The 14,580-nt window shown below is 37.7% G+C and carries 12 protein-coding genes and 1 pseudogene; 4 read left to right on the forward strand and 9 right to left on the reverse strand.

Going from position 1 to position 14,580, the window contains the following annotated elements; all coding sequences use genetic code 11:
* Window positions 1-97: 97 nt before the first annotated feature.
* The 4 genes from GZ63_RS0101295 to GZ63_RS0101310 all read right to left on the reverse strand — a co-directional run bounded on the left by GZ63_RS0101295 (window position 98) and on the right by GZ63_RS0101310 (window position 5,014).
* Window positions 98-1,141, reverse strand: a complete 1,044-nt coding sequence (locus GZ63_RS0101295; RefSeq protein WP_029266089.1) for a ribonucleotide-diphosphate reductase subunit beta — start codon at window positions 1,139-1,141, stop codon at window positions 98-100.
* The gene (locus GZ63_RS0101300) at window positions 1,122-1,556 is read right to left on the reverse strand and encodes a flavodoxin (RefSeq protein ID WP_029266091.1); all 435 of its coding nucleotides are present in this window, start codon (window positions 1,554-1,556) and stop codon (window positions 1,122-1,124) included. The genes GZ63_RS0101295 and GZ63_RS0101300 overlap by 20 nt, the downstream gene beginning before the upstream one ends.
* On the reverse strand, window positions 1,553-3,787 hold the full coding sequence (locus GZ63_RS0101305; protein WP_029266093.1) for a ribonucleoside-diphosphate reductase subunit alpha: 2,235 nt from the start codon (window positions 3,785-3,787) through the stop codon (window positions 1,553-1,555). The genes GZ63_RS0101300 and GZ63_RS0101305 overlap by 4 nt, the downstream gene beginning before the upstream one ends.
* A gap of 318 nt (window positions 3,788-4,105) precedes the next feature.
* Window positions 4,106-5,014: a LysR family transcriptional regulator gene (locus GZ63_RS0101310; protein WP_029266095.1), complete on the reverse strand. Its 909-nt coding sequence runs from the start codon at window positions 5,012-5,014 to the stop codon at window positions 4,106-4,108.
* A gap of 261 nt (window positions 5,015-5,275) precedes the next feature.
* Between GZ63_RS0101310 and gdhA the strand changes: the two genes are divergently transcribed.
* Both gdhA and GZ63_RS0101320 read left to right on the forward strand, forming a co-directional pair.
* Entirely contained in the window at window positions 5,276-6,658 is a 1,383-nt protein-coding gene (gene gdhA / locus GZ63_RS0101315) for an NADP-specific glutamate dehydrogenase (protein WP_029266097.1), read from the forward strand.
* Window positions 6,659-6,760: 102 nt separating this feature from the next.
* Complete coding sequence (locus GZ63_RS0101320; protein ID WP_029266099.1) at window positions 6,761-7,480, forward strand: NAD-dependent deacylase; 720 nt, start codon at window positions 6,761-6,763, stop codon at window positions 7,478-7,480.
* Between the two features lie 48 nt (window positions 7,481-7,528).
* Here GZ63_RS0101320 and GZ63_RS0101325 read toward each other — a convergent pair whose 3' ends face one another.
* From GZ63_RS0101325 to GZ63_RS0101340, 4 genes and pseudogenes are all read right to left on the reverse strand, one after another.
* Window positions 7,529-8,005, reverse strand: a complete 477-nt coding sequence (locus GZ63_RS0101325; protein WP_029266101.1) for a thioesterase family protein — start codon at window positions 8,003-8,005, stop codon at window positions 7,529-7,531.
* Window positions 8,006-8,431: 426 nt separating this feature from the next.
* Window positions 8,432-9,409 (reverse strand): 3-hydroxyacyl-CoA dehydrogenase NAD-binding domain-containing protein, encoded by a 978-nt coding sequence (locus GZ63_RS0101330; RefSeq protein WP_029266103.1) that lies wholly within the window; start codon window positions 9,407-9,409, stop codon window positions 8,432-8,434.
* 1 nt (window position 9,410) lies between these two features.
* Window positions 9,411-10,303: pseudogene (locus tag GZ63_RS16270) on the reverse strand (3-keto-5-aminohexanoate cleavage protein).
* On the reverse strand, window positions 10,296-10,880 hold the full coding sequence (locus tag GZ63_RS0101340) for a GbsR/MarR family transcriptional regulator (protein WP_226374288.1): 585 nt from the start codon (window positions 10,878-10,880) through the stop codon (window positions 10,296-10,298). Before GZ63_RS0101340 ends, GZ63_RS16270 begins: the two are co-directional and overlap by 8 nt.
* Before the next feature lie 227 nt (window positions 10,881-11,107).
* Between GZ63_RS0101340 and GZ63_RS0101345 the strand changes: the two genes are divergently transcribed.
* On the forward strand, window positions 11,108-12,697 hold the full coding sequence (locus tag GZ63_RS0101345) for a BCCT family transporter (RefSeq protein WP_029266107.1): 1,590 nt from the start codon (window positions 11,108-11,110) through the stop codon (window positions 12,695-12,697).
* A 389-nt stretch (window positions 12,698-13,086) separates the two neighbouring features.
* Entirely contained in the window at window positions 13,087-13,890 is an 804-nt protein-coding gene (gene fdhD / locus GZ63_RS0101350) for a formate dehydrogenase accessory sulfurtransferase FdhD (RefSeq protein ID WP_029266109.1), read from the forward strand.
* A 14-nt stretch (window positions 13,891-13,904) separates the two neighbouring features.
* Here fdhD and GZ63_RS0101355 read toward each other — a convergent pair.
* Window positions 13,905-14,580, reverse strand: a 676-nt coding sequence (locus GZ63_RS0101355) for a DUF421 domain-containing protein (RefSeq protein WP_318842349.1), incomplete at its 5' end; no start/stop codon positions are given.

The following is a 14,580-nucleotide window of genomic DNA, read 5'->3' on the forward strand; positions in this document are numbered from 1 at the left end:
TAATATCTTCTCTATTATATTATAGTCCATTATACAATGAAACTCTAATCATAAGACAAAAAAATAGAGCCCTAAATAAACGAGGGCTCTACCTTATTTATAGATCATCAAATCCATTCAAATCACTTGTTTTTGTATACTGTCTAGATCTTTGCTCAAAGAAATCTGTCTTCGTTCCGTCAAAATTATCAACATAAGCACGGATCCATTTCATTGGGTTTTCTACATGATCAGGATAAATCTCCTCTAATCCCATCATTCGCAGCATTTTATTTGCACGATATTTTATATACCCTGCCATTTCTATCAAATCAATACCCTCTACATCAGCAAGTACGTAAGAAGACCATTCTATTTCTAATTCAACAGACTCTTTAAAATGATCATAAACCCACTCAATAAAGCTACCCGTATTATATTCTGGGTTTTCAGCTAGTGTTGCCCGGAACAGTTCAGCAATAAAGCGACCATGTTCTAGTTCATCACGATTAATATAGCTGATCATTGTCGAAGTACCCACCATTTTATTATGTCTGGCTAAATTGTAGAAAAAGGCAAATCCCGAATAGAAAAACATACCTTCAAGTAATGCTGTGTAAACCATTGTCTTTAAAATGTTTTCAATAGTAGGATTTTCTACAAATGCGTTGTACGTTCCAATGATATTTTCATTCCTTTTTAACAAAACAGGGTCTTTTCTTCCTAGCTGGAACGATTCATTTTGTTCATCTAAGGAGACGACAGAAGAAAGAACATAAGAATAACTTTCATTATGCACTGCTTCCTGCTGTGCAATTACCGCCATAATGGATTGTACCGATGGGTCTGTCGCATATAATGACAATAATAGTGCCGTTCTCGTCTGCGGACCATCTAGTGTAGACAGAAGTCCAATTATTTTTAAATAGGCATCCTGCTCTTCTTTGCTTAAACTAGGAAATTGTTTAACATCTCCTGACATATTCACCTCATCAGCTTGCCAGTAATTTCCTATTAGCCTCTTATACATTTTATACCAATGCGGATATGCAATGTCATTCCAATTTAATATCCCGCTCGATTTCCCTCCAAATACCCCTGTCGATTTATTTGGATTTCTAGGCTCTAATGTTTTTGCTTTTTCAAGCATAACTTCTGACATTTCCCAGCACTCCTTCTAACCATTGTTCAATATAGGTTTCCTGAAAACCACGTGGAGACTGTTCTATTTTTAATGCCGGCCACTTACTGTGATAAAACACAGCAAGTTTTTCAGCAGCCCTGCAAAACAGATCATCCCCACCAAACTGTGTATCTCCAGTGCCAAAAACAGCAACATTTTCTGGCTTATAGCCTACCTCTAATATAAAATCCTTCACTTCATCTGGCGTAGCTCCCATCTCCCATGTGAACGTACCTAGAAAAATATATTGATAAGATTCTGCATCAACAGGAGGGTCGATGCCAATGCGGTGCATGTCCACATCATTCCCTTCCTGACTTAATAAGTGATTAATCCGCTCTGCAACTTCTTCCGTGTTACCACTATAAGATAGATAGGCAACTAAAATCCTCAACTTTCACACCACTCACATTCCTCAATATCGTTTGAGGTTGATCGTACATAATAAGTTGTTTTAAGTCCTTCTTTCCATGCCTGCAAATGCAGATTCAACAATACGGAAGCCCGGATGGTGTGTGGTACATAAAAATTAAATGAAATACTTTGGTCAATATGTTTCTGGCGTGCAGCATTTTGTCTCACAGACCATCTTTGGTCAACGATATAAGCAGATCTTCTGTAAATATCATATGTCTTATGATCTAAATCCGGTGCAGTTTTCGGTATTTTAAAATCTTTCTTTTCTTCATTATAGAAAGATTTAAATATAGGATCGATACTTGCAGTAGAACCAGCGATTATTGCCGTGCTTGAGTTTGGTGCAACAGCCATTAAATAACCATTGCGTATTCCGTGTTCAGTAACGTCTTTTTGTAATTCAGACCACTTCGTACTATCATAGTTTTTATTTGTAAAGTACTCACCTGTCTGCCACTGGCTTCCTTCAAAGGCAGGATAGCTTCCTTTTTCTTTACTTAATTCCATGCTTTTCTTGATTGTTAAATAAGCGATCTTTTCATACAGATCATCTGCATAATCTACAGCTTCTTCTGACTCCCATTTAATATTTTCAAGAGCAAGTAAATGGTGCCACCCAAATGTACCAAGTCCAATCGCACGGTATTTTTGGTTTGTTAATTGCGCTTGTTTAATTGGCAGTGTATTAATCTCGATTACATTATCAAGCATGCGAACTTGAATTTGAATAAGTCGCTCTAAAACTTGGTCCGGTACAGCCTTTCCTAGATTAATAGAACTTAAGTTACAAACTACATAATCTCCCGTCTTATATTTTTTGACGATTGTATTCTCTTGTTCTACAAATTCCTCTAAAAACTCAGAAGGTGACTGATTTTGCGTAATTTCTGTACAAAGGTTTGAGCAATAAATCATTCCGCTTTGATTGTTGTTATTCGTCCGATTTACTTCATCCCGGTAAAACATAAACGGTGTACCAGATTCGAGCTGCGACTTCATGATGCGCTTCATAATATCAATCGCAGGTACTTTCTTCTTGGAAAGCAATTCAGATTGAACACATGCTTCGTATTTCTCACGCCAGCTACCGCTTCCTTTTTCCTCATCATAAAAGTCCTCAAGAGAATAACCCATCACTTGCCTTACTTCATGTGGATCAAATAAATACCAGTCACCACGGTTTTCCACTTGTTCCATAAAATAATCCGGCAAACAAACACCTGTGAAAATATCATGGGCTCTCATTCGCTCATCCCCGTTATTTAACTTCAGATCCAGGAAGGCCTCAATATCTGCATGCCAAACATCTAGGTAAATGGCAATCGCACCTTTTCTAGTCCCCAATTGATCCACGGAAACAGCAGTATTATTCAATTGCTTAATCCATGGAACGACACCACTAGACATCCCTTTGAATCCTTTAATGGAACTACCCCGGCTACGGATTTTACCCATATAAACGCCAATTCCGCCGCCATTTTTCGATAACTTTGCAATGTCAGTATTACTGTCGTAAATCGACTGCAAACTATCATCCACTGTATCTATAAAACAACTGGAAAGCTGTCCGTGTGATTTTCCGGCATTATTTAGTGTTGGCGTTGCCACCGTCATGTAAAGATTGCTAAGCGCCCAGTAAGCTTCTTCTACTAAACTGCTCCGCTTTGACTTATCCTCATCTTGCATTAAGTACATCGCAATAATCATCCAACGCTCTTGTGGAAGTTCATAAATGTTTTTATCATGATCCGTTGCTAGATATCTTGTAGCCAATGTATATAAACCAAGATAATCAAACAGGAAATCCCGTTCTGGCTCAATCTTTCCTGCGAAATAATTTATTTCTTCTTCTGAATACTTATCCATAATATGTGCTGAATAGATACCTTCATCTGTCAGCAATTTTACCAACTCATAAAAACTGCCATATTTTAATCCGGCGTCATAATCCCTATTATTAGCAGCCTTCTTATAAAGTGTTTGCAGGTAAAGTCTGCTAGCTAGAAATGTCCACGCCGGACTCGCCTCATCAATATTTTCAAGTGCATTTTTAATCAAAATCTCAGTTGCTGCCTCATCGGACATATTATTTTTAACAGCCCTAGTCGATTTTTCTAAATAGTAGTCTATGTTTATTGAAAGATCTTGAGCTGAATTTCCGATCAAACGTAATACCTTTTCCTGTTCGTTTTCATTTACCGTCATCATCGCACACATGACTGATCCTCCTTAAGAAAGTATGTATAATTATAAAATAAAATATAAGTATTATAATAACTAAAAAAGTCCTCATTTCTTGGATTTCCATTACAAAGACCTCATTTTATCACATCCAAGAAGTGAAAACTACATAATTTAATATTTTCTTGCCTCTTTGCATAAGCACTTGTTCATTACGTATATTTTGCTCCTTGTTGAACTATCTGATCAAACCATTTAAGTACTATATATAGTACTTAAATGGTTTGATCACAACAAGATATTGTATAATTAGATTATCATATATAAGACATTTTGGCAATCAGTTCAGTTTTGAAATTTCTCCAACCTCATGAAAAAGTCTTTCAAAAACTCATAAAATAGCTTTTCTGTAGGAAGCAATTTACGCTCCGTTGGTATAATTACACCTACTGTCCTCGTTATATTTGGCTCGATAATAGGAAGCTTAACTGATGCACGCGGCAAATTATCTACTAACGTTATTTCCGGAACGAGTGAAACACCGAGTCCAGCAGATACTAATCCTTTTATTGCATCAATATCTTCTCCCTCAAAAACAACTTTTGGTTTAAAACCAAGCTGTTGACAACCTTCTTCAATAATTTCACGAAGTATATACCCATTTGGAAACAAAATAAACGTCTCATTTTGCAGCTGGTTCAGCTTTAGGGATCGTTCTTCTGCCAGTGGATGACTGGTCGGTAACAAAGCAATAATATTTTCGCTAAACAATATCGTCCCCTTTATTTTCTTTTTATATTTTGTAGGAAGAGGGCCTAATAATGCCATATTAATGTCACCTTTAATAACAGCTTCTGTTAAATCATGATAAGATCCTTGGTGCAGCTGAAATTTAACATTTGGGTATTGCTCATGAAAGGCAGATATAGCGGTGGGTAATATATAGGTAGATAAACTGCTCGGAAAGCCTACATGAATTGCACCTCGCTCAGGATCTGTATATTCTTCTACTACCTGTTTGGCATCATCAATCACATTTATTGCTTGTTCCATATGTTCTAAGAAAATTCGTCCAATAGGGGTTAATCGAACGGTCCGGCCTTCCCGGATAAAAAGATCAACACCTAATTCATCTTCCAAATTAAAGATTTGCCGACTTACTGCTGATTGTGCAACGTGCAGAGCATCTGCAGCCTCTGTCACATGTTCTCGCTTCGCTACTTCTATAAAATATTTAATCTGTCTTAGTTCCAATTTAATCACCCCTTTATCTCATTATCTCATATTGGCATTGATTAAATCTATAATTTATATTGTTTAGATAACGATATTTGTGTAAAGTAGTTATATAATAGAAAATTCAATCACTAGGGGCAAAATTAAACATTTACTCAAAAAACCCGAATATTTGAAAGCTATAAATCGTTATAAAACGATTTTTTGCCTTTATATGAATGTTTTTATTGAGCGTAACAAGAATAAGCATACATTTAAGAAAAGGAGGCTATATACATGATGGATCTTATTAAGAAAAATTCTTTAACAGATGAGCAAAAAGCAAAAGAATATTTAAAAAATGTCTATGCAACGATCAAACATCGGGACCCACATGAACAAGAATTCCTCCAATCTGTAAAAGAAATATTCGAATCACTTACCCCCGTCTTTGTGAAACATCCAACATATATGGAAAATGGAATACTGGAACGAATTGCAGAACCTGAAAGAATCATTACATTCCGCGTGCCATGGGTAGATGACTATGGAAAAGTCCAAGTAAACCGTGGATATCGTGTTCAATTTAATAGTGCAATTGGCCCTTATAAAGGTGGATTACGTTTTCACCCATCCGTTAATGCTAGTATTGTAAAGTTTCTGGGACTTCAGCAAATTTTTAAGAACTCCCTTACAGGCCAGCCTATTGGTGGTGGAAAAGGGGGAGCTGACTTTGACCCAAAAGGGAAAACGGACGCCGAAATTAGACGTTTTTGTCAAAGCTTTATGACCGAACTTTCCAAGCATATCGGTCCTGACATTGATATACCAGCCGGGGACATTGGTGTCGGAGCCAAAGAAATCGGCTATATGTTTGGCCAATATAAAAGACTCCAAGGACGCTTTGAAGCTGGAGTTTTAACCGGAAAGGGCTTAGGGTACGGCGGCAGTATAGGACGTAAAGAGGCAACTGGCTACGGTACTATTTACTTTGTTCAAGAAATGTTAAAAGACCAAGATATGTCATTGGAAAATTGTACAGTTGTTGTTTCCGGATCAGGAAATGTATCTATTTATGCCATAGAAAAAGCAATCAGCCTCGGTGCAAAGGTTGTAGCATGCAGTGACTCTTGCGGTTATATCTATGATGAAAATGGAATTAATGTAGAGACAGTGAAGCAAATTAAAGAAGTAAATAATGACCGCATTAGTTCCTATTTACAGTTCCATCCAGAGGCAAAATACTTCGACGGATGTTCTGGCATCTGGTCCATTCCTTGTGATGTCGCACTTCCATGTGCTACACAAAATGAAATCGATCAAGATTCAGCAAATCAATTGCTGGATAATGGTGTAAAAATTGTAGCAGAAGGTGCAAACATGCCATCAACTGCGGAAGCTATTCGGGTTTTCCAATCAAATAATGTACTATTTGGACCAGCAAAAGCAGTAAACGCAGGCGGTGTAGCCGTTTCTTCATTAGAGATGGCACAAAACAGCATGCGAATGGCTTGGAGCTTTGAAGAAGTAGATCAAAAATTACATGAAATCATGAAAAACATTTACAATAATTGTGTAACAGCTGCTAAGGATTACGGCCAGGAAGGCAATTTAATAGCTGGTGCCAATATTTCCGGGTTCATTAAGGTTGCAGACGCAATGATTGATCAAGGCATTATTTAAAGAATAAAGATCACAAACAAATACAAAAATTGATGAAACTTGTAAGTTAGGACCTTACAGGTTTTTTCCTATGTTTAAAATATAATAAAAGGATGATGATATATGCAGGAATTCGTCGATTTATTAACTGCATCCAAGTACACAATTGTTTTTACAGGGGCTGGCATGTCAACGGAAAGCGGATTACCAGACTTTAGATCGAAAGAGCGCGGGCTCTGGACAAAATTTAACCCGGATGAGTTAGCAAATGTGGATGCACTCAAGCACAACCAAGAAGAATTTACTGATTTCTATCGTTTCCGCCTTTCGGAAATAAATAAATACCAGCCACACGAGGGACATACCATCTTGGCAAAATGGGAAAAAGCAGATGTCATTAAAGGCATTATCACACAAAATGTCGATGGTTTTCACCATGATGCCGGAAACCAAAACGTGATGGAGCTGCACGGCACTTTTCGCAGTTTTCATTGCCATCAGTGCAAAAAAACGCATGAACGGAAGAATTATTTATCAGGAGATGTAAACTGCCCTGCTTGTGGAGGTTTAGTTCGCCCTGGAATTGTATTATTTGGTGAAACCTTGCCAGAGGAAACGTTTCTCAAAGCAGAACTGGAGTCCCTGCAAGCTGACCTCTTTATTGTCCTTGGATCCTCCTTATCTGTCAGCCCAGCAAATATGTTCCCTTTACACGCCAAGCAAAATGGGGCAAAATTAGCCATTATCAATCGAGAACCTACACCGTATGATGACGATGCAGATTATATCGTTCGGGACCAAAGTATTAAAGAAGTATTAACAAAAACAAACGCTTTGCTGTAGAACCAAAAAAAGGTTGTCTCATGAAGGAATCACCCTCCTGAGACAACCTTATTTTTTTCGGTTGATACCTATAACACGTCCGGCTTCTTTTGGTTTCTCCTTCGGTGTATAATTCCTTGTAAGTTCTCTCACCCTGTCCCATACTTCCTGTGGAAAAGGGGCTGGCCTTCCGTTTTTTTGGTTCATTCCCATTAACATTTGTTCACTAGTGGCAGCACGTTTCCCATCATCCCCATATAATTCTAAAAAAATATGAATGCGTTTTTCATCACAGTCAAGCATTTGAAAATATACCTCAAATGACTCATCTAATTTCATCTCATCTAAATAACATACATGATTTTCTAAGGTGAAAATGGTATACTGCTTTTCTGCTCGGAATTGCTCGTCTATACCAATCAAACTCATGAAAGCATCGATCCCTAAACTAAATACACGAACATAGTCTGCATCATTCATATGTCCATTATAATCAATCCACTCTTTTTTTACATTCCCTTTTAAGATTGCTTTTACTTCCTGCATATACATACCTCCTCGTATCGTATATTTAAGCATTGATTTTCTGCCTATTGATTCTGATTCATTTTAGAAGTATACAAGCTTTGTCACTCCGTTTGTGCTATTTTTCATGAAGGCGTTTATCATCTGCATCATATGTTAATCACTTGGACGCTCCATGACGGTTGTAAAAGAAGAACAGTACGTTGCGTTACAACAGCTGACACGGGCAAGGTACCAGTTGATACGCCATGTCAGTCAGGAAAAGCAACGCTTTCTTCAGTATCTTGAATAGCTTCTAAATCCTTTTAAGTAATCTCCAGTAAATTCCATTTATTTGCTGGGTCTGGTTAGTGATGCCTTTTTTAAACAAATTGGATCTTGCCAATCACATATCTAAGCCTTTTTCGCTTGGCATATCACTGCTGCAGGTCTTTTACGGACTTATCGTTAAAGTGTTTTATTAAGGTTCGCTGCAGGCCAGTATTTTTCTAACAGACTCTGTAATTCAATTAAGAACTGATCACGCCGTTGTTCAAGATTTTCCATTTTTGTACCTGCTGTTTGCTTTTCACAGCCCGTGATCACTTTTTCAGCCAGTTCATCTGTTAATTCTGGAGCTTCCAACTTGGTCCAAGGAAGTTTCAATGCAGGTCCAAATTGTTCAAGCATATGGCGCATGCCTTGTTTGCCCCCGCCCATATGTAGCGTTAGAAAAGGACCCATTAAGGCCCATCTTAGACCTGGTCCATAAACAATGGAGGCATCTACTTCTTCCGTAGTAGCAATTCCATCATTCACAATATGCAGCGCTTCACGCCAAATAGCTTCCATCAAACGATCCGCCACATGCCCTTCAATTTCCTTCTCAATGACAAGTGGCTTCATTTTAAGGCTGTTGTAAATAAACTTAGCATTTTCAATATAACGTAGCTCTGTCTTTTCTCCGCCAACTACTTCTACTAATGGCATGAGATAGACGGGGTGAAAAGGATGAGCAACAAGAACACGCTCCGGAGCATTTACACAATCCGCCTGTAAGCTGCTCGGCAAAATCCCCGATGTGCTTGACGCAATAACTGTTCCTTTTGGTGCATACCGATCAATTTCGGAAATCACTTGCCGCTTTAAAGCCTCTCGTTCTGGAACATTCTCTTGAATAAAATCTGCCTGTTTTACTGCCTCTTTCAAATCACTTTCGAAAAATAAATGATCCATGGATGCTTCCGCATGCAAGCCAATTTTCTCCATGGATGGCCATGCATTTGCCACTGCTTCTTTCGTTTGCTCTCTTGCAGCAGGGTCTGGATCATAAGCGGTTACTTGAAAACCATTCGCTAAAAAACGGGTAATCCAGCCATTCCCTATAACCCCCGTTCCTACAACGGTAATGTTTTTAATCGTAGATGTTGTCATTTTCTCTGTCATGTTATTCGGCCTTTCTATTAGGGTTTTGTAAATTTAAGAATTCACGTGCATCTGCTGGGGACATGATATCAGCACCTAGGCTCTGGATGATACCCACTGCTTTATCTACGAGTTGCTCATTGGTTGCTAGCTGTCCCTTCTTTAAATAAAGATTATCCTCTAATCCTACACGAGCATTTCCGCCTTGCAAAACGGATTCTGCAACCATTGGCATTTGCATACGGCCGATTCCAAAAGCAGCCCAGTTTGCATTTTCTGGAATACGCGTTTTCATATAAGCGATTGTTTCTGCATCAGCATCTGCTCCCCATGGAATACCTAAACAGAATTGATATAAAGGACTTCCTTCCACTAAACCTTCTTGAACTAATTGGTTAGCAAAGCGAATATGTCCGGTATCAAAGCATTCTAGTTCTGGCTTCACACCGCTTTCTTTAATTAATTGTGCTTGTCTTCTAAGCCATGGACCAGGCTTATATAAATTTGATCGCCAAAATTAACACTGCCGCAATCCAGCGTACAGATCTCTGGGAGTAATAACCCCACAGGTTCATGACGCTCTTCAGGCGTTTGAATATCTGTGCCTTCTCCGCCTTTTGTCGGATCTTCGTCACTCGGCACCCAGTCTCCACCACCGCCTGCTGTAATATTGATAATGACATCTGTATCGGCTTCCCGGATACGTTCAACGACTTCTTGAAATAGGCTAATATCATGACTTAACTTTCCTGTTTTCGGATCACGAACATGGATATGAGCAATTGTAGCTCCTGCTTTTGCAGCTTTAATTGCTGAGTCAGCAATTTCTTTTGGTGAAATGGGTACATGAGAGCTCTTTTCGGTTGTTTCTCCAGCTCCTGTTACCGCACAGGATAAGATTACATTTTTATTCATTTCCATTGCCTCCTAATTCATGGGTGTTTTTTGGAACATGCTTAAACACTTCTCCGCTTTCAAAAAAGCTTATTAAACGGCGAATCCAATCATAATAATCCATCCAATCACGAATTTCTATTAAAATCTCGTTCACCGCTTGTTCGTCAGGTTTTGACAAATTACGCTCACTTTGCAAATCCTGAAGCTTCGATTGCAATTTCTGCTCAAAGTGTTTATTTTTATTAATTGCTTTATGCCATGTAGATGTAAAAAGAGAAACAAAAGTCTGATAGTAATCCTGCTCAACTTCATATAAATCTTTACGTACGCCTTTGCGAAAAACTCTTGACGCGATATTTAAATCAATCATTTCGCGAACTACTTGACTCATTCGTGTTTTACTCATTCCCGTTTCGTTAGATAATTCATCTAACGTCATTGGCTTTCTTTCCATATAGATAATTCCTAAGACGCGGCCAACGGTTGTTGATACGCCAAAAGAGTGCATATTATCTGTTATTTTTTCTATGAATTGTGATTTAACATCGTCAATTTTTTCTTCATTATTAGTATTATTAATTTCATTACTAGTCATTTTTATTCCCCTTTTTCATTCTTTAGTCACTGTATCATTTTTAAATTTAATTTAAAAATGCTATCTAACATAGTAATTCAAAGGATAATAGAGAAAAAAAGAGTATAAACAATATAAACTTTATAAACAAAAAAATATATAAAGTTTATAAACACGCTTATGTTTTTTATTTTTGCTTTATAAATTCGCTCATCTAAGGTATACTAACTGTCGAAAGGATGGATGACATGAAGTCAAAATTAATCGATTGGCCTACATTTATTGGGGCTTTATTTTTAATATTGGCAGTATCTATTCCACTCATGTTGTTTCCAGACTCTGGTGCAGTAATCGTAGATATGGCAAATAACTTTATGACGGAAAAGTTTGGTGCCCTTTATTTACTTGTTGGACTAGCAGCATTTTTCTTTTTATTATTCGTTGCCTTTAGCAAAAACGGAAATGTAAAACTCGGAAATAAACATGAGAAAAAAGAATTTGGAACCATTTCTTGGGCAGCTATGCTCTTTGCGGCTGGAATAGGTTCTAGTATTCTTTATTGGGCAATGATTGAATGGGCTTACTATTATCAAGGTCCTCCCTTCGGAATAACACCAGAATCAAAAGAGGCAATTTCTTGGTCAACTTCTTATGGTATTTTTCACTGGGGCCCCCTTGCATGGGCAATTTATACATTACCTGCTTTACCAATCGCTTACTTTTATTATGTACGTAAAACCCCTGTTCTCAAAATAAGTGAAGCTGTGCGCCCTGTTTTAGGAAATAAAATTGATGGGCCTCTCGGTGTGATCATTGATGTATTATTTATGTTTGGTCTTATGGGTGGCGCTGGTACCACATTAGCGCTTGGCACTCCAATGATTGCCGAAGGAATACACGATATAACGGGCATCCCCATTACACTTGGCTTAAAAACGATAATTATGCTTCTTTGTACAACGATTTTTGCAATAAGCGCTTATTCCGGTTTACGCAGAGGGATTAAGTTCCTTAGTGATATTAACTTATGGCTAGCACTGTTCCTTCTAGTATTTGTTGTTGTACTTGGACCAACTGTGTTTATTAGCAGAACGACCTTCACGAGTATCGGAATCATTCTCGATAACTTCTTTAGTATGGCTACATGGTTAGAGCCATTTGGTGATCTAGCAGGCTTCAAAAAAACGGGTTTCCCTGAGTCATGGACGATTTTTTACTGGGCCTGGTGGGTAGTCTACGCACCTTTTGTTGGACTATTTGTTGCTAGAATCTCCCGCGGCAGAACCATACGCGAAATGATTCTTGGAACGATGATTTATGGTACCATTGGTAGCGTCTTATTTTTTGGGATTTTAGGCAATTTCGGTCTTTATCTACAATTAACCGGTAATTTAGATGTTATCGGGTTTATGAACGAACATGGAGCTCCTGCAGCTATCATCGCTATTTTGCATGAATTGCCATTGGCACAGCTGATTGTACCTATATTCACTATTTTAGCAATTATCTTTTTAGCAACAACCTTTGATTCCTCTTCTTATATTTTGGCGTCTGTCGTTCAAAAAGAAGTGCAATCAGAACCATTACGGTGGAATCGACTTTTTTGGGCATTTACATTGTGTTTATTGCCCCTTGTACTAATGTTCCTTGGTGACCTGGAAACATTACAAACAGCAAGCATCGTAGCGGGGTTCCCTGTCATATTCATCATGCTTTTGCTAGCATGGTCTTTTATTAAAGCATCGAACGATGATATTAGAGCATCAAAAGATTATGAGTCGCCAGTTATTTACATTGATCAAAAAAACACAAAAAAATCGTATGAAAGATATGATTAACGCAAACAACGGATTGTGAGTATATTTCTCATTTTCCGTTGTTTTTTTACTTCCAAATAAAATACAATAGCTTAGTTGTTAGGAAGGCGTTTTCGTGATATGATTAGTTAGAAAATTCTTTCAAAAAAGGTGTTCATTTATGTTAAAATTTTCCATATAGCTTAACGCAAGTTTAAATACAACAATATTAATAAAAGGAAGATATGATGGATAAAATAAAAAACCGTTGGCTCATTGCTGCCTCAGCTGTGCATTACAAGAACAATCCAAATACGAAACACCTTATCTAGCAAATAAATAAACGATAGAATATATGTACATGAACGTTACCAACAATCATGTTTGGTTGGTATCTTTATAAACATCCTCTCGGAGAGGAGGTATCAGATATGACGGAAACAACTCAAAATGAGTGGGATGTTATACGATTCACTAAAAACCATTTGTCAGTGGAAAGGGATGAAATCGCCACGGAATATCCGTTAACCATTATCCTGAACGGAGAAGAATTTGCCACGATGGTATGTTCACCAACTAATCTTCGTGAACTCTTAATTGGCTTTCTTGCATCAGAAGGAGTCATTCGATTCATTGAGGAAATCGACGCCATTCAAATGGATCAAGAACGGGGATTTGCTTATGTTGAACTTAAGCGGCCAATAAAAAAGGAAGACCAGCAAGATCATTCTAAGCGATTTATTGGGTCGTGCTGTGGAAAAAGCCGACAATTTTACTTTAAAAATGATGTGAAAACAGCTAAAACAGTAATGAGCCGCCAAACTATCACCATTTCACAGGCATTTGCACGTATGGAGGAACTCCAAAATCACTCAAAAGATTTCATAAAAACCGGTGGTGTCCACAATGCAGCACTATGCGCACCCAATGAAATGATAACCATTCAAACCGATATAGGAAGACATAATGCGCTTGATAAAGTATATGGTACGATATTAGAAAAAAAAATTCCGCTTGACGATAAATTGATAACATTTAGCGGCCGTATTTCGTCTGAAGTACTATTGAAGGTCTCGAAAATTGGAATAGGTATCGTCATTTCCAAATCTGCTCCTACTGACTTAGCTCTAAAGCTGGCAAATGACCTTGGAATTACAATCGCTGGATTCGTCAGAGGAACTAAAATGAATATTTATACAAATTCTTATCGTATCCATGAGACCACACAGTTATAAACAAGTTTACCCCGTTATTGCAAGTGTTCAGGCGGGGTATTTTTATGCCCTTGCTGTTTGACCTCGCTGAATAGATCATCCTGATTATTTGTCTGCATTTGGTTCCTTATTGAATTTGTTTGCTGGTTTTGACCATATGGAATAGAGTTGGTCTGCAATTCATTTAAAATTTGCTGTACATTTGACATTAATTGCTGAAACTCAGCTTTTGTCACTGGTTGTGCCTCTTCTTTCAGCATGTAACCCATTTGTCCATTCATCTCCAGTGTAGCCCATTTCACATCACTTATTTTCTTTATGTTTTTTTGCCTTAAATTCATTTCTAGTTGATCAACAGTCAACTTAACCTTTTTTAAATTTTCCTCATTTATTACACCATTCTCTATTAAGACTTTCGACTTCCCAGTAATTAAATTTTCAGTACTGTCTTTTTTTATTTGAACATAATCCATTATAAGTATTGTTAATACAAGGACCCCTGCAACTGCAAACGTTGTCCAAATATTTTTGCTAACTACTGGCTGTATCAGCAATGTTCCAATTGCAATGATTAGTACTGTTTGGGCAATCGTCAACTGGGAAACGGATTTTCTGCCTGCAACACGTAAGAAAAATGTCCCCGCAACAACGATGAGGACAGCTTTCCAAATAAAACTTAAATCCACCAAAATTCCCCCTCGTATAATATGT

Origin of the sequence: Virgibacillus alimentarius (assembly GCF_000709085.1) — a bacterium.
Classification (GTDB): domain Bacteria; phylum Bacillota; class Bacilli; order Bacillales; family Amphibacillaceae; genus Virgibacillus_B; species Virgibacillus_B alimentarius.